The 16,491-nt window shown below is 54.1% G+C and carries 23 protein-coding genes, 2 pseudogenes and 1 riboswitch; of the genes and pseudogenes, 11 read left to right on the top strand and 14 right to left on the bottom strand.

The window, feature by feature from the left end; translation table 11 throughout:
* Positions 1-143: 143 nt before the first annotated feature.
* A complete protein-coding gene (locus RZA33_RS06220) occupies positions 144-1,796 on the top strand; it encodes a sodium:solute symporter family protein (protein ID WP_317506990.1) in 1,653 nt (550 codons plus the stop codon).
* A gap of 72 nt (positions 1,797-1,868) precedes the next feature.
* Positions 1,869-2,000, top strand: a complete 132-nt coding sequence (locus tag RZA33_RS06215; protein WP_317506989.1) for a putative transporter small subunit — start codon at positions 1,869-1,871, stop codon at positions 1,998-2,000.
* Positions 2,001-2,210: 210 nt separating this feature from the next.
* Here RZA33_RS06215 and RZA33_RS19910 read toward each other — a convergent pair.
* Both RZA33_RS19910 and RZA33_RS06210 read right to left on the bottom strand, forming a co-directional pair.
* Positions 2,211-2,315: pseudogene (locus tag RZA33_RS19910) on the bottom strand (alpha/beta fold hydrolase); the annotation flags it as partial.
* Positions 2,316-2,330: 15 nt separating this feature from the next.
* Positions 2,331-2,519 carry a hypothetical protein gene (locus tag RZA33_RS06210; RefSeq protein WP_317506988.1) on the bottom strand — a complete coding sequence of 63 codons (189 nt, stop codon included), beginning with the start codon at positions 2,517-2,519 and terminating at the stop codon, positions 2,331-2,333.
* Positions 2,520-2,705: 186 nt separating this feature from the next.
* On the opposite strand from RZA33_RS06210, the gene RZA33_RS06205 reads away from it, so the two are divergent.
* Positions 2,706-3,194, top strand: coding sequence for a TspO/MBR family protein (locus tag RZA33_RS06205; RefSeq protein WP_317506987.1), 489 nt, complete (start codon positions 2,706-2,708; stop codon positions 3,192-3,194).
* Between the two features lie 27 nt (positions 3,195-3,221).
* Here RZA33_RS06205 and RZA33_RS06200 read toward each other — a convergent pair whose 3' ends face one another.
* Positions 3,222-3,644 (bottom strand): MAPEG family protein, encoded by a 423-nt coding sequence (locus tag RZA33_RS06200; protein WP_317506986.1) that lies wholly within the window; start codon positions 3,642-3,644, stop codon positions 3,222-3,224.
* 184 nt (positions 3,645-3,828) lie between these two features.
* Here RZA33_RS06200 and RZA33_RS06195 point away from each other — a divergent pair, with 184 nt between their 5' ends.
* Genes RZA33_RS06195 through RZA33_RS06180 form a run of 4 tightly spaced genes read left to right on the top strand, consistent with a single transcriptional unit; the run spans position 3,829 to position 6,713 of the window.
* Entirely contained in the window at positions 3,829-4,650 is an 822-nt protein-coding gene (locus tag RZA33_RS06195) for an aldo/keto reductase (protein WP_317506985.1), read from the top strand.
* 37 nt (positions 4,651-4,687) lie between these two features.
* On the top strand, positions 4,688-5,101 hold the full coding sequence (locus tag RZA33_RS06190) for a hypothetical protein (protein ID WP_317506984.1): 414 nt from the start codon (positions 4,688-4,690) through the stop codon (positions 5,099-5,101).
* Positions 5,098-6,045: an aldo/keto reductase gene (locus tag RZA33_RS06185; protein WP_317506983.1), complete on the top strand. Its 948-nt coding sequence runs from the start codon at positions 5,098-5,100 to the stop codon at positions 6,043-6,045. The genes RZA33_RS06190 and RZA33_RS06185 overlap by 4 nt, the downstream gene beginning before the upstream one ends.
* Positions 6,042-6,713: a DUF6064 family protein gene (locus RZA33_RS06180; RefSeq protein ID WP_317506982.1), complete on the top strand. Its 672-nt coding sequence runs from the start codon at positions 6,042-6,044 to the stop codon at positions 6,711-6,713. Before RZA33_RS06185 ends, RZA33_RS06180 begins: the two co-directional genes overlap by 4 nt.
* 92 nt (positions 6,714-6,805) lie before the next feature.
* Here RZA33_RS06180 and RZA33_RS06175 read toward each other — a convergent pair.
* From RZA33_RS06175 to RZA33_RS06155, 5 genes and pseudogenes are all read right to left on the bottom strand, one after another.
* Positions 6,806-6,955 (bottom strand): annotated as a pseudogene (locus tag RZA33_RS06175) (type II toxin-antitoxin system Phd/YefM family antitoxin); the annotation flags it as partial.
* A gap of 11 nt (positions 6,956-6,966) precedes the next feature.
* Complete coding sequence (locus RZA33_RS06170; RefSeq protein ID WP_317506981.1) at positions 6,967-7,269, bottom strand: type II toxin-antitoxin system RelE/ParE family toxin; 303 nt, start codon at positions 7,267-7,269, stop codon at positions 6,967-6,969.
* Positions 7,257-7,514, bottom strand: a complete 258-nt coding sequence (locus RZA33_RS06165) for a type II toxin-antitoxin system Phd/YefM family antitoxin (RefSeq protein WP_317506980.1) — start codon at positions 7,512-7,514, stop codon at positions 7,257-7,259. Before RZA33_RS06165 ends, RZA33_RS06170 begins: the two co-directional genes overlap by 13 nt.
* Before the next feature lie 252 nt (positions 7,515-7,766).
* Positions 7,767-8,282 (bottom strand): transposase, encoded by a 516-nt coding sequence (locus tag RZA33_RS06160; RefSeq protein ID WP_317506979.1) that lies wholly within the window; start codon positions 8,280-8,282, stop codon positions 7,767-7,769.
* Positions 8,275-9,288 (bottom strand): transposase, encoded by a 1,014-nt coding sequence (locus RZA33_RS06155; RefSeq protein WP_317506978.1) that lies wholly within the window; start codon positions 9,286-9,288, stop codon positions 8,275-8,277. Before RZA33_RS06155 ends, RZA33_RS06160 begins: the two co-directional genes overlap by 8 nt.
* 163 nt (positions 9,289-9,451) lie before the next feature.
* On the opposite strand from RZA33_RS06155, the gene RZA33_RS06150 reads away from it, so the two are divergent.
* Both RZA33_RS06150 and RZA33_RS06145 read left to right on the top strand, forming a co-directional pair.
* Positions 9,452-9,691 (top strand): type II toxin-antitoxin system ParD family antitoxin, encoded by a 240-nt coding sequence (locus RZA33_RS06150; RefSeq protein ID WP_317506977.1) that lies wholly within the window; start codon positions 9,452-9,454, stop codon positions 9,689-9,691.
* Complete coding sequence (locus RZA33_RS06145) at positions 9,691-9,987, top strand: type II toxin-antitoxin system RelE/ParE family toxin (protein ID WP_317506976.1); 297 nt, start codon at positions 9,691-9,693, stop codon at positions 9,985-9,987. Before RZA33_RS06150 ends, RZA33_RS06145 begins: the two co-directional genes overlap by 1 nt.
* 15 nt (positions 9,988-10,002) lie before the next feature.
* On the opposite strand, the gene RZA33_RS06140 is transcribed toward RZA33_RS06145, so the two are convergent.
* The 6 genes from RZA33_RS06140 to RZA33_RS06115 all read right to left on the bottom strand — a co-directional run bounded on the left by RZA33_RS06140 (position 10,003) and on the right by RZA33_RS06115 (position 14,321).
* Positions 10,003-10,392: a hypothetical protein gene (locus RZA33_RS06140; protein ID WP_317506975.1), complete on the bottom strand. Its 390-nt coding sequence runs from the start codon at positions 10,390-10,392 to the stop codon at positions 10,003-10,005.
* 84 nt (positions 10,393-10,476) lie between these two features.
* A complete protein-coding gene (locus RZA33_RS06135) occupies positions 10,477-10,803 on the bottom strand; it encodes a DUF2834 domain-containing protein (RefSeq protein ID WP_317506974.1) in 327 nt (108 codons plus the stop codon).
* A gap of 383 nt (positions 10,804-11,186) precedes the next feature.
* On the bottom strand, positions 11,187-12,347 hold the full coding sequence (locus RZA33_RS06130; RefSeq protein ID WP_317506973.1) for a transposase: 1,161 nt from the start codon (positions 12,345-12,347) through the stop codon (positions 11,187-11,189).
* A 167-nt stretch (positions 12,348-12,514) separates the two neighbouring features.
* Positions 12,515-12,799, bottom strand: a complete 285-nt coding sequence (locus RZA33_RS06125) for a hypothetical protein (RefSeq protein ID WP_317506972.1) — start codon at positions 12,797-12,799, stop codon at positions 12,515-12,517.
* A 143-nt stretch (positions 12,800-12,942) separates the two neighbouring features.
* A complete protein-coding gene (locus RZA33_RS06120; RefSeq protein ID WP_317506971.1) occupies positions 12,943-13,290 on the bottom strand; it encodes a hypothetical protein in 348 nt (115 codons plus the stop codon).
* A gap of 422 nt (positions 13,291-13,712) precedes the next feature.
* Entirely contained in the window at positions 13,713-14,321 is a 609-nt protein-coding gene (locus tag RZA33_RS06115) for a hypothetical protein (RefSeq protein WP_317506970.1), read from the bottom strand.
* Positions 14,322-14,543: 222 nt separating this feature from the next.
* On the opposite strand from RZA33_RS06115, the gene RZA33_RS06110 reads away from it, so the two are divergent.
* Both RZA33_RS06110 and tenA read left to right on the top strand, forming a co-directional pair.
* On the top strand, positions 14,544-15,488 hold the full coding sequence (locus RZA33_RS06110) for an integron integrase (protein ID WP_317506969.1): 945 nt from the start codon (positions 14,544-14,546) through the stop codon (positions 15,486-15,488).
* An 80-nt stretch (positions 15,489-15,568) separates the two neighbouring features.
* Positions 15,569-15,726: riboswitch (TPP riboswitch) on the top strand.
* A gap of 79 nt (positions 15,727-15,805) precedes the next feature.
* Positions 15,806-16,489, top strand: a complete 684-nt coding sequence (tenA, locus tag RZA33_RS06105; protein ID WP_317506968.1) for a thiaminase II — start codon at positions 15,806-15,808, stop codon at positions 16,487-16,489.
* Positions 16,490-16,491: the final 2 nt, after the last annotated feature.

The following is a 16,491-nucleotide window of genomic DNA, read 5'->3' as shown; positions in this document are numbered from 1 at the left end:
GGCTGCCAACCGCAGCTTCATCTCGCTACAGACATACCTAGAAAGATGTTCTGTTTTTTGCTTACGTCCTGTCGCGGCCACTCCGTAAAAGGAACTGTGGTTGTTACTTAGGATGCTAGGGCTGCAAAGCCTATGGGTATTCAATGAACGATGAAAGTTTCTATCAATTCTCGACCCTGATGGTGCTCGCCTTGCTGGCGGCCTTTTACGGCGGCACTTATTTACTGACACTGCTGATTAAAAAGAAAAAGGAAAATACTGACGCCTTCATGGTGTCCAATCACCAGATCGGTTTTGGCCTTGGCGCTGCCAGCATGACTGCTACCTGGATCTGGGCGGCCTCGTTCTACGGCGCCGCCACCTCGGGTTATACCTACGGTATTTCCGGCCCCTTGCATTACGGGCTGTGGGGCGCGCTGATGATCCTGTTCATCTACCCCTTTGGCCGTCGCTTTCGCAAGCTGGCCCCCAACGCCCATACCCTGGGTGAACTTATCCACGCCCGGCACGGCTCTTCCAGCCAACTGATTCTCGCCTCCTCCAACATCCTGGGCAGCATCATCAGCCTGATGGTCAACTTTACCGCTTCCGGCGCGCTGGTCTCGGTACTCTCACCCCTCTCCTTCCAGGCCGGTGTGATTATTGCCGGGGTCGGGGTGCTCTCCTACACGCTGTGGTCAGGCTTCCGCGCTTCGGTGCTGACTGACTTTGCCCAGCTGATGGCGATGATGGCCGTGGCTATTCTGATCATCCCAGCAGTCATGTTCGCCCTCGGCGGCCCGCAAACATTATCGGACGGCATGAGCCTCCTCACGCCAGAGCAGGCGAATCTGTTCTCAATGGACGCCATCCTTAATCAAGGTGCGCCCTTCTTTGTGGCAGTGCTGGCCTACGCGATTGGCAACCAGACCATTTCCCAGCGGCTATTTGCCGTGCGTGAAGACCACATAAAACCGACCTTTATTACCGCCACCATTGGCTACGGTGCGATCGTGATCGGCCTGGGCATGATTGGTTTGATGGCGCTGATGACCGGCATGGAGCCCATTGATGGCGACATGAACAACCTGATCCCGCAGATGGTTTCAATGTACCTCTCGCCGGTGTTTATCGGGCTTTTCTTTATTCTGGTGATCGGCTCGCTCTCATCAACCGCTGACTCGGATCTTTCCGCCATGTCCGCGATTGTGATGGCCGATGTGTACGGCAAGAACATCGCCAAGAACAAACCCGACCCCACCAAAATGCTGTTTATCGGCCGGCTGACCATGATCGTCGCGACGATTATTGGGGTGATTCTCGCCAGCTTCTCGATGGATATTCTGATCATGCTGGTCTTCGTTGGTGCACTCTGGGGCGCAATTGTGTTCCCGGTCATCGCCAGCTGCTTCTGGGATCGAGTCACTAATACGGCCTTCACTTCAGCGGTGATCGCAGGCTTGCTGATGTTCTGCGTGGCACGCTTTGAGCTGCTGCCCATGGTCGGTGCGATCGCCGGGCTGTTTGAGTTACTTGCTGCCGTCGGCGGTGGTGTGGTGCTCGGCCTCATGGCCTTCGGCTTCTGCGGGCGCCGGGTCGGTTTAATCGTTGGTGCACTCAGCGCTATCGTACTGGCCTACTTCTTTATCGGCTTCCTGCAAGACTACACGGTATTGATGGCCTCTTTGATGGCCTATGGCGTCAGCACCATTGTCTGCATCGGTGTCAGCCTGATGAGTTCCAGCAAGTTCGACTTCTCGCAAGTCGATCAGCGAGTCATCAACTACGACCCAGCCAAACCTGCGACACAAGGTTAAGCCGGGTATCACGCTAGCGTCACTTCATCCGCTGGTGCGCCATCGCGCACCAGCCAGACAACAGGAAAGCACATGCAAACTTTTATAATGGCGTTATATGTACTGATCTGGCCGTTGGTCTCGCTCGTTATCTTCGCAATCATCGGCATTGCTACCGTCAAAGATATTCGCGTTGCACGACGCGATAAGCGCGAGCTGGTGTGAAGTAGCTATAGCTTGCGCTTTTATGGTCGTCGCGGGCTGATTGGAAAGCCAGGAGGTAGCTAAACGCGACGTCCATTCGATAATAGGCACGCCCGCGCTCGCGAACCAATCAGATGGCGCGTGTCTATAACCAGCCACTATTTCTTCAACTTTCTCTATCAGCATAGCGGCCAATTCGGCAGACCAGAAAGCGTCTTTAATAGTGAGGTTTCCTTCCACGCTGATTGAAGACGATACTAGCTCTGGAAAACGATCGGCCAGCAAAACTGCAATTGCGCCTCCTACCGAGTGTCCTACGCTATGAGCCTGTTCAATTTCGGCGTCTAAAATTTACTTAGCAACATATTCCGCTTGAGCGAGTAAATCGATGCCCGCTGTTTCTTGCTGGGAAAGTGCGCCGTAGCCAATCAAGTCAGGTGCATGAACCTCCACTTGATCGAACTCTGGCAATATTTTCGGATCGCTCAAAGATCCAAACAAACCGTGGATAAGAACGACCGCTTGTTTTCTATGCGTCATTTTACCTTCCTCGCTCAGTAAGCTTCATCGCCAAAATTCCCATATAATTAGCCAGCAGCGTTGAGCCGCTAATCGGCATGCGCAACCATTGAGGCGACATCCTGCGGTCGAACTTCACCCGCTATGGCCGAGTTCATCACCCTACATACCCTTGAAGCGATTTTCACAAACCTAGCAGGGACTCTCATGCGCTCACTCTCCCGCAGTCAACAGATCAAAGGCCTCATCGGTTGGCTGGTACTGGCCTATCTCGCCGCCGCTATCGGCGCTATCGCCTCCATCAATGCCGCCTCCTTCTACGAAAGCCTCCAGCAACCTTCCTGGGCACCGCCTGCTTGGCTGTTCGGACCGATGTGGATGACGCTTTACGGCCTGATGGGCATCTCCGCATGGCTTGCCTGGCGCGAGCCCGGTGCAAAGCCCGCCCTGGTGATGTTTGTGGTGCAACTGGCGCTCAACGCCCTGTGGAGCTGGCTCTACTTCGTCTGGCAGTTGGGGACGGTCTCCTTTATTGGCGTGGTAGTGCTGTGGATACTGATCGCCATCACCTTGGGCATGTTCTGGCGCCTCAAACCGCTAGCCGGCGTACTGCTTTTGCCTTACCTAGCCTGGGTTAGCCTGGCCTGCGCGCTCACTTGGACCACCTGGCAGCTCAATCCGCAGATTCTGGGCTGAACGCGCCAGTGGGCAAGCGCAAGCAGGCTACAGAAGCGCAGCCAGAATCAGGACGCACATCGACAGCATGCACACCACGCCAATGGCATACGCCACCGTTCGCCAGGGCTGGAGCGCAGTTAGGTAGCAGGCGGTGTGCATATAGCGGGCGGCCGTGAAGCCCATAAACAGCCAGACCGCCAGGCCGGGCGCCGCGCCCACCCATACGTAGGCCACGCCCAGCCCCAGAAAGATGGGGATGTTTTCAACGTCGTTTGACCAGGCCCGAGCCCCACGCTGAACCTGCGGCAGTTCCTCTTGTGCAGCCTGCTTGCCGACGAAGGCGGCATCTTCCGGGGTCTTGAATGTCATTTTGCCTATACGGTGATACCCCTGATACACCGCAATGGCGAGCATTTTAAAGAACAACAGCACTGCCGCCATCGCGTACCAATACACGGCTTCATCCATGGTTTCTTCCTCAATCAGTCGCTTTCCATTATCTACCGACAGAACAGGCCCAATAGTCAAGTTGCAGGCAGCAGGGCCAGGCCCTTATATCGTAGAGAGCAGGCCAGCGTGATGTGCTAGTTTAAGTCTATAACCCGCGATTGCGATGGACAGTCATAACAGCGTCACAGCAGGGGATAGAGATATGCAGATGATCGAACTAGGTGGCGTCAGCGTACCCCGTATAGGCCAGGGCACCTGGCACATGGGCGAGAATGCCGGGCAGCGGCAAGCTGAGGTCAGGGCGCTGCGTGAAGGTATTGATCTGGGCATGACGCTGATCGATACCGCCGAGATGTATGCCGAAGGCGGCGCTGAAGAGATCGTGGGGCAAGCGATCCGTGACCGGCGCGATGACGTGTACCTGGTCAGCAAGGTCTACCCGCACAACGCCAGCACCAAGGGTGTTCAAGCTGCCTGCGAACGTAGCCTGCGCCGGTTGGGCACCGACACTATCGATCTGTACCTGCTGCACTGGCGCGGCCAGTACCCGCTGAGCGAAACGGTTGAGGCTTTTGAGCGACTGCGCGAGCAGGGCAAAATCCTGCGCTGGGGCGTATCTAACTTCGATATTGACGACTTGGCAGAACTCGACGCGCCTGCTTGCGCCACTAATCAGGTGCTCTACAACCCCGACGCACGGGGCATCGAACACGACCTGCTGCCCTGGCAAGCAAAACACAACATGCCGCTCATGGCCTACTGCCCGATTGGGCAAGGCGGCGCACTACTGCATGACGCCACCCTGCAACGCATCGCCGACAAACACAGCGCCACCACCGCGCAAGTCGCCCTCGCCTGGGCACTGCGCCATCCCGGTGTGATGGCTATTCCCAAGGCCGTGAACCTGGAACACCTCAAGCAGAACGTTGATGCTGATAACGTCAGACTCGACAAAGAGGATCTGGCACAGATCGACGCTGCCTATCCGCCGCCAACGCACAAGCAGCCCTTGCAGATGGTGTGAAGACGAGCCGTTAACGAACCAGCGCTGGAGCGATTCCATGGCACTGACCGCCCCACAACCCAACGCTTGGATTAGCTTTCTCGCCCACCTGCTGTTTATTCTGGCGGCGTGGACGTTGTTCATCAAATACCTGTTTCCCATTGGCTATGCGCTGGCATACGGCGCGCCCTGGGCACGCTATATCTATTGGGACCTGTGGCCACTAGCCCACGTCTGGCTCGGCTGGGCGCTGCTTAAGCAGCCACGCTATACGCGTGTATTGGCGGTGGGCATGTCCGTGATTGAAATCCTCATCATCGGCACCCTGTTCGTGCGTTTTCTCGCCGACCCCGAGTGGTCGATCTGGCGAACTAACTGGTTTGTGAATAAGGTATTTGTGCTGACATGCTTTGTGCTGGTGTTGGTCTCAACACTGCCGACTCACAAAAATCGGAAGGAGCGACCGCTATGAACCATCTCATCAAGCATCGGATCACACGCCGACAAAGCCTCACGCTCATCGGCGCCACGCTCGCCGCCATGATGCTCCCCACCGCGCCGCTTCTTGCCAACACGGGCGGGATTCGTCAGAAGACTTTTGCGGGCACGGACAAAACGCTGCCCGTGATCGGCATGGGCACCTGGCGCACGTTCAATGTCGGCAATGACCCACAGTTGCTCGATGCGCGAACCGAGGTGGTGAAGGCATTCTTCGAGCATGGCGGTGGCCTGATCGACTCTTCGCCCATGTATGGTTCGGCGCCAGACGTAATGGGCTATGCCCTGCAGCAGCTCGGCACGCCCGAGAGCCTGTTTTCCGCAGAAAAGGTCTGGAGCCCCGCCGGTGGTTCAGCTCGCGAGCAGGTAGCGGAGCTTAAAAGCCGCTGGAAGGTGGAGCACTTTGATCTCGTGCAGGTACACAACCTGACCGACTGGCGCGAGCACTTGGCTGCGCTGCAGGAGATGAAAGCCGAAGGCATCATCCGCCATGTGGGCATCACCACCTCACACGGGCGCCGCCACAGCGAGATCGAGCAGATCATGACGTCAGAGGATATCGACTTCGTTCAGCTGACCTACAACATCACCCACCGAGAGGCTGAAAACCGGCTACTGCCGCTGGCCGAAGAGCGAAACATCGGCGTGATCGCCAATCGGCCTTACGATGGCGGCAGCCTGATCAAAAACCTCAAACGCCGTGACGCGCCATTGCCCGAGTGGGCAAAAGAGGAATGCGGCTGCACAACCTGGGCGGACTTTCTGCTGAAGTTTATCGTCAGCCACCCGGCGATCACCTGCGCGATACCCGCCACCACCCAGGTCGAACACATGCGCGAGAACATGCGCGCCGGCTACGCCCCCATGCCCTCGCCCGATGCCCGAAAGCGAATGGCCGCCTATATCGAGTCGCTATGAACGAGTGGACAAGCTACCGGCTGCAGGACTTTATTCCCTTCACAGCGGAGGTTTACTTTCGCCTGCTAGAACGCATAGGCGAAACCTTCTGGCCGCTGCATCTGCTGACCCTCGCACTCGGCGCCGCCGCCCTGTTACTGGCGCTTAAACATCGCACGCGACTCGCCTGCCTGCTACCCGCCCCGCTCTGGGCCTTTGTCGCCGTCGCGTTTTTCTTTCAGCGCTATGCAGAACTCAACTGGGCCGGGGGCTATGTTGGCAACGCTTTCATTGCCCAGGCCGTGCTGCTGGCATTGGTGGCGCTAACGGGATGGGGATTGGATAAAGCGTCACGCGCAACAAACCTACCGGTTGCTATAGGAATAGCCATCACCCTCTTCGGCCTGATCATCATGCCGCTGATAGCGCCACTAAGCGGCGGCTCCTGGTACCAGGCGGAAGTGTTCGGCATACACGCCGACCCCACGGCAGTTACTACGCTGGGCTTGGTGCTTATCATGCTGCGGGGGTTCGCCCTCTGGCTCGCCGCTATCATACCCGCGCTCTGGCTGGTGGTTTCAGGCCTGACCCTGCAGGTTCTGGATTCGTCGGGCGCAGTTGTGCTGCTCGCCGTACTGGCGATTGTGCTGGTTGGGCTGGTCTGGAAGAGTATTGAGTTTAAGCGGTAATGTCGCAGCATCTTCGATGGCAAACGCTGTTGCCCAGCTCTTTTCATTAACAGCGAATTGAGTGCCTTAAAGCTGAGGTGCCAGTGGTCTTAAGTTTCCTGAATGGCAGACCAGTCTTTCTCGTACACCAACACCGCTTTATCCCGCTTACCCATAATGACAATTGGCTGGTGAGACTCGGCTGCTTCATCAATCAAGCGGTGGAGATTGCTGCGCGCCTCGGTGGCGGTGATTCCGGTCATGACGCATCTCGTTAGCTGCTACCAAGCATGTACGCCCGGAGCTGCCGCTCCTCTCGCATGACATAGAGGACGAGAACTCGCTTTCCATCCTCACGATAAAAAATGCGACACGGTGGAACCACTACTTCCCTGTATACCGAATTAGGCAACTCCGGGGGAATCCGTCCGGATTGGGGAAATTCTTCCAGACGCTCGATTTTATCGAAAACTTCTCCGACCAGATGGCTTGCGGCAGCAGGATTATCCAGAGCAATGTACTCAGCGATGGCATCCAGTTCCTGGAAGGCGGGCTCCGTCCAGATCACCTCAGCCATTTACTCATTTTCTCCCTGGCCTCACCTTGACTGAACGTTCTTCCCTCAAGTACAGCACGCTCTCCTCGTGAGAGCCCCTCAAGCAGCTCAAGCCGACGCTGCATGAATTCGTAATCCTGCACATCGACAAGGTATGCGGATGGCTGACCATGCTCCGTGATCAGTATCGGCTCTTTAGACAAGTGCAGATCTGCCAGAATCTTTGTGGCTTGGCGCTTGAGGTTCGTAACAAGCTCAACTTTCATGGGCTCACCCTGAATTAGACTAATAGTGACACTATAGTATCACTTTTCAGGTGAGGCAATCACAGCTAACGAGGCTGTAGAAAAACCCGATTTAGAGCCATCTCCACCGCCTGTTGCTCTCATTTTCTTCACCCTGCCAGTCATCTGGCTGGGGAGTATTAATATCGGCATTCAGCCACTAAGGTGCGCGCCTAATGTCAGTTAAGAGGGCTATTTGGCTCTTATGTAGCGACGCATCCCGCTCATAGCCCTTCATGACGCGACCAAATGGCCATAATTCGCTAACTTCTCAATATTGTGCACCAAGCAGTAGAGCTGCCACTGACCTTGCACCTTTTTCTTACCCCGAAGGCTGAAGCAGTTCAGTCTTTTCGTTGTGCCAATGTTGCCGAAGACGGGCTCTACGACTGACATGCGATGGCTGTAAATTTCTTTGCCCTTCGGGCTATCAACTCGGTGCTTCATCCAGTCCGTGTAATTGGGTAAGCGGTTGCGAATCTTGCCAGTGTCCGTTTCTCGTTGCCCGCGATAGGACAGCTTTTCGCCGGTTGGGCAGATACACGTTAGCGCTACTGGATCAAACTGGAACGCGCTGGCGGGCGTCGTCTCTCGCCAGCCTTTGTCCAGCAGGTTCTGATGGCGCTTGCCGTATTTGTCTTTCTGGTTAGCGAACTTCGGATCTCGGCTGCGGAACTGGTTATCTGGGATGTAGCCGTTGATCTGCTGTTCGTGCAGATACTTCATATTGGGTTTACTCGTCTCATCCATGAGACTCGCCCTTCGGGCCAGCCTGCGGCTGTTCAAATTTATTCCCGATAAATTTGTCATTGGCAAAGCCTGTATCCGCGGTGACGACGGTGCCTTTCTGGTAGATGTTTTCCGCAATGCCCAGTTTCTTAAAACGGGCTTCGACCGTTTCCAGTACGGGCTGCAAGGTGTGATGTTCCTGGCCTTCGCCGAAGGCCTGAGCGTCAATGACGATCTGGTGCTTTTTATCCACCGTGGCTACGCCGTTATAGCCCTGGATCGTGCCCTTGTTTGTCGTCATTTTGGCACTTTCATTATCGGTCAGATTGCTCTTCACTTCCTTGACCCGCTTCCCTCGGCCCATCCTTGGGCTGTGCGTCTTTAGGAAGCGATCAACTTTGTTCATGGCCGCATCTAGCGAGAGAATCATCTTGGCTCGGCGAATATCCCGATCCAGGTCGGCTTCCGTTTCGGCTTCATCACGCGCGTAATGCTCCAATAAATGATGCCGAATCAGGCCTCTCAGCTTCTCCCGCTTCTCGCCCAATTCTTTGAACGTACCCGACCATTCCTTAGAGGCATCGGAGGACATCTTGCAGCCGTCAATGGCAAAGAGTTCATTACCCAGCAAGCCTTGTTCATGGCACACCAGCAGCACTTGTTCGAATAGCGCTTCAATCTCATCAGCATGGCGACTGACGAAGCTGGCCAGTGTGGTGAAGTGGGGAACGGTATCGCAGGAAAGGGCTTTGAAAATAATATTGGTCTCGCAGCACCACTGCATCTCACGGCTGGAGGTGATGCCTTTGGAGTAAGCAAACAGGATAATCTTAAGCAGGATGGCCGGATCGTAGGCCAGCCGACCGGTCGCATCGTTGCGGTACTTGGGGTGGAAAACGGACAAGTCGAGTTTATGCTCGATCAGGTAGTGCACTGCGTGCTCAAAGGTGCCGGGTTGGAGTTGATCTTGGTAGTTGATCACCACCATGGCGTTTTGATCGTGGTTATAAGGCTTGAAGCGCGGCATGCTGACCACTCCTCGTCTGTTTTCTCGATCCTACCAAAACTTAGCCGTCAGCGGGGTTTTTCTACAGGCTCAACGCCCGCAATCACGCGCTTGTCGCGTGGATTGCATTGTTATGCCACCTGGATCAAAATATACCAATTATTGGTACTGCCGAGGTGGCATCATGCAAAAGAACACCAGCATCTCTCTAGGCCAACATTTTGATGCGTTCATTGCAGAACAGCTCAAAAATGGCCGATACAGCTCAACCAGCGAAGTAGTTCGTGCAGGATTACGCCTGCTTGAAGAGTCCGAAACCCACCTGACTACGCTCCGCAAACTGCTTAAGGAAGGCGAGGACAGTGGTTTTGACGACTACTCCTATGACTCGTTCATTCGCGAACTGGACAACGAAGAGCGCTGATGCCGAATTTCAAGCTTTCCAGGAAGGCCAAAGCTGACCTCAAATCTATTGCACTTTACACGGAGCGTGAATGGGGCCGGGATCAGCGAAACCACTACATTTTTCAGTTCGACCAGTGCTTCCACCTACTGGGTGAAAATCCGAACCTGGGGCAATCCTGCGAGGATATCAGCCCGGGCTACCGACAGTACCCACAGGGAAGCCACATCATCTTTTATCGGGTAGCCGCCGACGGTGTTGTAGAAATTATCCGTATCCTGCACAAACGCATGTTGCCAGAAGGGCATCTGCTGTAAGGCATAACGCTTTTGTTATATGGCGGCCCACCAGAGTACATAGCTGATCCCAGCAACACACGCTATGAGTACGATTGAGAAGATAACCAAGAGCAGAGCCAATACCCCTGTCTCAGGGGCCACCTGCAATCCAAGCTTTTCTCTCAGTTCAAAAATATCGTCTCGCGTTACTATCGAAAGCCAGGCACCGATAGAGAAAAATATGGCCAAGCCTACCCCGATTAACCACGGCAAATATAAGGCTAACTTGGCGTGCTCAGATTCGGTGTTCGCGAAGTAGAAAGAAAGCATTGCTCCCGAAACAGCGAAGTACAGACCAATTATTTTGACCACGATTTCAAGATAAAACTTATAGGTATCAATATGCTGCTGATACTGACGCCAATCTATTTCCGACTGCTCCATACTGCTCCTTACATATAACGCGGAGCACAGCGGCGGCCCGTCAGGGACGTCCGGCGGCCATCGGCCGCGTACTGATGCGGTTGGTTATATTTTGCTGGTTGCGGCATCGGTTTCGCGTCTACCACGCAGCACTAAATATAGCAGCGGGCCTGCAGATACAAACACCACTGTCAGAACGAAAAATGGGATGAGATACCCCAACCCTTTGCCACGGCTTCTGGCGTCTTGGTACATCCAGACACATGCCAACGCGGCGAGAATGTAGAGATCTATGACCACCTGGGCGGTATCCGGGCTGGACATAAGCTGTACACCAAAGGCCAAAAGCGACTGCTCTGCACCGGCCATGACCCAAAAGGTGAAGCCCATGAATAGGCAGAGAATGATTAGGGGAAATGTCGATATTCTCATGATCTTCCTTGATTGAGGTTTAAGAAATATAACGATATAGATAACCGTCCACCGCCCCCGCATCCTCAGTCACGCCTGAATTAAGGCCGGCACGCGACCAGGCTCCTGTGGATCGGTTCATCGGCTTGTTGGACTGGTCCGCACTCAAGGCTTCAGGCTAGCCTATGGGGATTTGAAAGGCCAGATTTCCGGAGCTGGCCACGGGGTAGCGGAAAAGGTTTTCTGATCCCGATCAGATTGAAGCAGCTTGGCTCGATTCACAGGGCAAAGCGGACGGGGTTTGGGACGGGTTTTCCGACATTTCCAGACAACCGGCAAGACAAGCTCCCCACCGACGATCCCTGTCATGGTCTTACTCCGTGCCACCCCTGAACCCTGCGGATTCATGGCGGTGCCCTCGAGGGTGCGATGGGGGCCAGGGCCATCAATTGACGCTCGCAGACCGGACAGTGGGTCTGTGATGGGCTCCCGGGAAAGCGGCCAAGATACCCTTGCCACTGAATTGGCTTCGGTGACCGGACCGGTGCTTGCCCCACTTCCGCCCGGGCCTGATCCAGCTTTTCCCGACAGGCCACCGCATACAACCCATAACTGCGAACAATGTTCAGCCCCTTGCGAGGCACATGCTGCAGTAACCGCCCGGTCAACTCTCCCGTGCTCAGGCGTTCCTTCCGGCATCGTTTCCGACCGCCATCGGGATTGTCCCGGTGGGCATGGTAACGGAACAGGACATCGTCCTGGTCCGCCCGGAATTTTGATAACTGACGGGGGCGCATCGGCCCGCCCCGCACGTAACGAGCCAGGTATTCCACCACACCTTCGGCATTGTCGTACCGCTCACGAAGGTTCACGTTCCAGGGTTTGCGGCCCAGCCGGTTAAACAGGTTGTGGCTGCTCGTCGGTGTCTCGCCGTTCGGTAACGCCAACTCTCCACTATCCACGGCCCTCTTTAACTGGGCCAGGAAGTGTCCCCGATACTTGAACATCACCGCACGGATCGGCAAAAAGCAGTTCTTGACCGGCAAACGCCATTGTCCTCGGTCGTCCAGACCGCCCTCGGTGACGGCGCAGTGGATATGGGGATGCAGGGTGAGAGACCGGCCCCAGGTGTGCAAGACACTCAGAATGCCTGGCTGGGCACCCAGATAAGCCGGGTCACTCAAAAAACACAGAAGCGTTTCCCGGACGGACTGGAACAACCAACGAGTCATCTGGTCCGTGTTGCGGCGCCAGTAAGGATGTAACTCGTGAGGCAGGGTAAAGATCATATGGCGGTGGGGGTGATCAATCAGGCGGGACTTCTGGCCTTCCAACCAGCGCTCAAGCTGTATCCGGTTGCATTGCGGGCAACTGCGGTGGCGGCAGGAGTTGTACCAGACTCTCTGCACATGCCCCTCGGGACAGCCTTGAATGTGGCCACCCAGTGCTGACGTGCGGCACATTACCATGGCCCTGGCCGCACGGTGCACATGCGGTGGTAAGGCGGTTTTCTCCGCCAAGGCCGGGTACCCCCGGGCTATCACCTCTTGCAGTACTGTCTTCATCCTTGAAAACCCTGCCTAATAATCTACGATCTACAAAGCTCTCAGACGCGCTTCCCGCGCTTGCGCGGCTAGTTCAACGCCGAAGCACAGCGGCGACCTTGGAGTGGCGACGAAGGAGCCACGTAAAGGGCGTCCGGCGGCCACCGGCCGCGAACTGCTGCGCCTTGTTAAATTTTTACGTCGGATAGATAACTAGAAATAGTTTCTGCCTTTGAAGCATACCGCTCAATTGTTTGAGCCAAATACTCTGCCTCAAGCTTTGCTGATGGAAGATCCTCTGACAGATACTCCATTGCATCTTTGAAATCGTCATAACCGATCGAATTACCGAATTCAGAGAATGCGGAGTTGAGGGCGAGATGGAAGCGTTCAGAGTCCCTTGGATGAGTGGTGTGCCAAGTATCTACCTGCATCCATGGCTTAAGCTTTTCTGCCAGTTGTTCGATATTCATACAAGCTCCGTTGTAGTGAAATTTAACGCCAGCCATAAGCGGCGCCCTGAAAAGGGCGTCCGGTGGAGGGCCAAAGGCCCGGAACAAACTTAATGGCTTTGTTATATTAAGCCCCTATTGAATAAAAAATTTGTATGCGATGTTCATTTAATCTCACCTCTTGTCAATCTTGTCAGGCCCTGATCAAAACACCTATTTTCAACATTGTCTGCGAGCAATTTTTCACTTCCCTGAGTGGCATCTAACTCATATGCTGACCTGACTACCATTCTCCATACTTGGTCATCGGGTGCGCCAGAGATCACCGCTTCTTGTGTGTAACCTTTGCCTTTAAGCTTGATTGCTGATGGCACGAGTGATTTATGATAATTGCAATAATCAATTAAGTCTCTAACCAGCTGTGCCTCTCTATGCGTAAATTCTGCATTCGCGAGCCCAGAAGTAGACATTAAAATAATACATATCGATGTTTTTACGACCTTATACAACATAATAACTCTCAACATTAATTTAGCACAGCGGCACCCCGAGTGGGGTGGCCTGCGGGCGCATATCTATACGAATGATTATTTCTGAATGTTCGACTGGTGAGTATCTGCAGACTCAGCCGCTTTGCGGAAATCCACAGCCGCAGTGGTGCAACTGCAATTGGCGCAGATTCTGTCGCCAGTATCCCACCCCTGCAACCGCTCTTTACTGGTATCCGATGAGCCACACTCTGGACATTTGTACATAGTCATTCCTTCCTCTAGCTTTCAGTTAACTGCTGGTAAGTAATACTGTAACGGACCTGAAAAACCAGTGTTGGATTATTTTGATGAGTGGCCACAAGTAAATATAACGCCGCCAACACGCGCGGCTTTGTAGTGAAGGCGAAGCCGCAACGAAAAAGACGTCGCCGTGCTTGGCTTTGTTAGGACTTCTTGACACTGGTGGCAACTTTTTCTACTGCCTTTATCAAATCCTTCATTTTCCGTATTAGAGCTTCCTGCGGCACGTCAGCCCCGAGGTAAGGCCGAAGGTCGATAGTATGAGACTCCTTTACGGAACGATCTAGCCCATACTCATATTCAGCAACAACAGTAAACTTTTTAGGCAGTACTGACTCATCAGCATTTTCAGCAAAAACAACAAAACCTTGAGCTAATGAGAATGTCATCTCCGAGCCAGGCGCAAAGGCATAAATCGGCTGAGTAAAAGCTGAGCATGTTGCCAAATCGCTTTCAGGATTATTTTCCCCAAACTTATAGAAAGACCTGTCTATCGTTAGCCTCAAATTACGTGCAGAGGTTCGGCCTGAGTTACAGATCGTAAGATAGAAAATCGGATTGTCAGCTTCCAGTTTCGGCGACACCGTAACGTATGGGCGACTTATGGCCTCGTTCTGTTCTTGCATTACCTCAACTACACGCTTGTTGGCCTTTAAGATCTGATAGGTTGCCCAAGCATAGAACCCAGTGATAATCACGAGAGCGCCGGTGAGAATTTCAATCATTGGTAAGTTATTCACTAGCTCGGTCATCTTATGTCCTAACAGTGATTCTACACCCAGCTACAAAACCTCAATGAACGCGACGGCGCATTCATTGGGATTTTGCAGCCTACCATTTTGACTCTACCCCATTGATTCCCTTGAGAGCAAAGCAAAATTTGGCGGTATAGACAAAATTCGCGTGCTTGCGCGATTTGCTATTTTCAATAATACTGTATATATAATCAGTTAAAAGCCACGTGGGTGCAATCTATGAAACTGATGGAGAGGGTGAAAGCTGCCCTCAGAGTCAAGCGCTATAGCCTTCGCACTGAGAAAACCTATTGCTACTGGATTCGCTTTTTCATTCGTTTCCACAGAATGCGGCATCCTGCCACCATGGCGGGCAATGAAGTGCGGCAATTTTTAGAATATCTCGCGATAGAGAGGCGTGTTGCTGCGGCAACACAAAACCAGGCACTCAACGCCATCGTATTTCTTTATCGCCACGTTCTAGATCAACCGCTGGGTGAGATTGGTAATTTTAGCCGGGCTAAGCGCCCTCAGCGCTTGCCTGTCGTGCTTTCCCACCAGGAGGTTATGGGTGTGTTTGAGCACCTGTCCGGCTCCATGCTCCTGATTGCATCGCTGATGTACGGCTCTGGGTTAAGAGTCTCCGAAGCTTGTCGGTTACGCGTAAAAGATATCGATTTTGCGCGTCACGTCATTACTGTCCGTGCGGGCAAAGGCAATAAAGACCGCACCACGCTATTGCCCCCCTCTTGTGAGGAAGCGTTAAACGCCCATATTCAGATAGCGGAGCAACAGCTTGCGGCCCGCATTGAAACCAACGCCATTCCGGTATCACTGCCCTACGCGCTGGATCAAAAATATCCGAATGCGGGCATTTCCCTCGCATGGCAATGGCTTTTTCCTTCATCCAAGCCCTGTTTCGATGACGACAACCGGATAGTGCTACACCACATTCATACGTCTGCCGTACAAAAAGCCGTTAAATATGCCATGCGATCTTCTTCTCTGACGCGCCCTGGGTCATGTCACTCTTTACGCCACAGTTTCGCAACTCAGCTGCTAAGCCAAGGCACCGATATTCGCACGGTTCAAGAGCTACTGGGACACAAGAGCATCGAAACCACTCAAATATACACCCATGTGCTGGGTAATGGCTTTGCGGGTGTTAGAAGCCCATTAGGTTAGCGCCTTACTTAGCAAAGCTGTCACCCGGTCACAGGAGTTCTCTTGCATCTCCCCCACCCGCCTCCTACACTCCACCAACGAACAGCTTGACGGGGTGCCGGTGAAATCCGGCTGAGATGGCGCAGGGCGAGCATTTTTTGCTGCCAAGCGCTGGTCCCGCTGAACCTGATCCGGCTAATGCGCTGCTTATATAACGAGTGGCGCGGGTACCGGCGTAGGGATCAAGCGATGGCCATGGCTTCATTTCACGCCACCTTTCCGCGCCATTTCCTCGATCTCTCCCGCCAGCCCTCCGGATCATTACCACCGGAGGCATCATGGGCTACCGCTTTACTAATCTCACCACCGCCTGCCAAGACGATTGGCGCGCCTATATTGAGCATGATTTTGTGCGTCAATTGGGCACCGCCACGCTGCCTGAAGCGTCGTTTCGCCACTATTTAAAGCAGGACTACCTATTTTTGATTCACTTCGCCCGCGCCTACGCGCTGGCTGCCTATAAAAGTCCTACCCTCGCTGATCTTCGCCAAGCCCATGAGGGCTTGAAAGCCATTGTGGATGTGGAGCTGGGCCTGCACGTGGGCTTTTGCCAGGAGTGGGGGATTTCCGAGCAAGAACTGGAGGAACTTCCCGAAGCCAGAGCAACGCTCGCCTACACCCGCTATGTGCTGGATACCGGCAGCCGAGGTGATCTACTCGATTTGCACGTGGCACTGGCCCCCTGCCTGGTGGGCTATGGCGAAATCGCCAACTGGCTTAACGCCCAGCCTTCTAGCCTGCGCGGTAGCCAAAACCCCTATGATGCCTGGATCGCCATGTACGAAGGCGAAGAGTTTCAGGCCGCCATGCAGGCGGAGCTTGAATGGCTCAATGCCCGCCTAGCCGACGTTACCCCCGCTCGCTTTAATGAGCTAAGCAAGATCTTTCGCGATGCCACTCGCCTGGAAATCGACTTCTGGCAGATGGGCTTAGACCTGATAGACCAAGATCTCACTATCTAATC

This window comes from Halovibrio sp. HP20-59 (assembly GCF_033052795.2).
Lineage (GTDB): Bacteria > Pseudomonadota > Gammaproteobacteria > Pseudomonadales > Halomonadaceae > Vreelandella.
Note: the sequence above shows the minus strand (reverse complement) of the source record. Positions and strands in the feature narration are given on the sequence as shown.

Excerpts from the sequence above, each read along its gene's own strand:
- RZA33_RS06220 (WP_317506990.1), top strand. The coding sequence starts at position 144 with ATGAACGATGAAAGTTTCTATCAATTCTCGACCCTGATGGTGCTCGCC.
- RZA33_RS06215 (WP_317506989.1), top strand. The coding sequence starts at position 1,869 with ATGCAAACTTTTATAATGGCGTTATATGTACTGATCTGGCCGTTGGTC.
- RZA33_RS06210 (WP_317506988.1), bottom strand. The coding sequence starts at position 2,519 with ATGACGCATAGAAAACAAGCGGTCGTTCTTATCCACGGTTTGTTTGGA.
- RZA33_RS06205 (WP_317506987.1), top strand. The coding sequence starts at position 2,706 with ATGCGCTCACTCTCCCGCAGTCAACAGATCAAAGGCCTCATCGGTTGG.
- RZA33_RS06200 (WP_317506986.1), bottom strand. The coding sequence starts at position 3,644 with ATGGATGAAGCCGTGTATTGGTACGCGATGGCGGCAGTGCTGTTGTTC.
- RZA33_RS06195 (WP_317506985.1), top strand. The coding sequence starts at position 3,829 with ATGCAGATGATCGAACTAGGTGGCGTCAGCGTACCCCGTATAGGCCAG.
- RZA33_RS06190 (WP_317506984.1), top strand. The coding sequence starts at position 4,688 with ATGGCACTGACCGCCCCACAACCCAACGCTTGGATTAGCTTTCTCGCC.
- RZA33_RS06185 (WP_317506983.1), top strand. The coding sequence starts at position 5,098 with ATGAACCATCTCATCAAGCATCGGATCACACGCCGACAAAGCCTCACG.
- RZA33_RS06180 (WP_317506982.1), top strand. The coding sequence starts at position 6,042 with ATGAACGAGTGGACAAGCTACCGGCTGCAGGACTTTATTCCCTTCACA.
- RZA33_RS06170 (WP_317506981.1), bottom strand. The coding sequence starts at position 7,269 with ATGGCTGAGGTGATCTGGACGGAGCCCGCCTTCCAGGAACTGGATGCC.
- RZA33_RS06165 (WP_317506980.1), bottom strand. The coding sequence starts at position 7,514 with ATGAAAGTTGAGCTTGTTACGAACCTCAAGCGCCAAGCCACAAAGATT.
- RZA33_RS06160 (WP_317506979.1), bottom strand. The coding sequence starts at position 8,282 with ATGGATGAGACGAGTAAACCCAATATGAAGTATCTGCACGAACAGCAG.
- RZA33_RS06155 (WP_317506978.1), bottom strand. The coding sequence starts at position 9,288 with ATGCCGCGCTTCAAGCCTTATAACCACGATCAAAACGCCATGGTGGTG.
- RZA33_RS06150 (WP_317506977.1), top strand. The coding sequence starts at position 9,452 with ATGCAAAAGAACACCAGCATCTCTCTAGGCCAACATTTTGATGCGTTC.
- RZA33_RS06145 (WP_317506976.1), top strand. The coding sequence starts at position 9,691 with ATGCCGAATTTCAAGCTTTCCAGGAAGGCCAAAGCTGACCTCAAATCT.
- RZA33_RS06140 (WP_317506975.1), bottom strand. The coding sequence starts at position 10,392 with ATGGAGCAGTCGGAAATAGATTGGCGTCAGTATCAGCAGCATATTGAT.
- RZA33_RS06135 (WP_317506974.1), bottom strand. The coding sequence starts at position 10,803 with ATGAGAATATCGACATTTCCCCTAATCATTCTCTGCCTATTCATGGGC.
- RZA33_RS06130 (WP_317506973.1), bottom strand. The coding sequence starts at position 12,347 with ATGAAGACAGTACTGCAAGAGGTGATAGCCCGGGGGTACCCGGCCTTG.
- RZA33_RS06125 (WP_317506972.1), bottom strand. The coding sequence starts at position 12,799 with ATGAATATCGAACAACTGGCAGAAAAGCTTAAGCCATGGATGCAGGTA.
- RZA33_RS06120 (WP_317506971.1), bottom strand. The coding sequence starts at position 13,290 with ATGTTGTATAAGGTCGTAAAAACATCGATATGTATTATTTTAATGTCT.
- RZA33_RS06115 (WP_317506970.1), bottom strand. The coding sequence starts at position 14,321 with ATGACCGAGCTAGTGAATAACTTACCAATGATTGAAATTCTCACCGGC.
- RZA33_RS06110 (WP_317506969.1), top strand. The coding sequence starts at position 14,544 with ATGAAACTGATGGAGAGGGTGAAAGCTGCCCTCAGAGTCAAGCGCTAT.
- tenA (WP_317506968.1), top strand. The coding sequence starts at position 15,806 with ATGGGCTACCGCTTTACTAATCTCACCACCGCCTGCCAAGACGATTGG.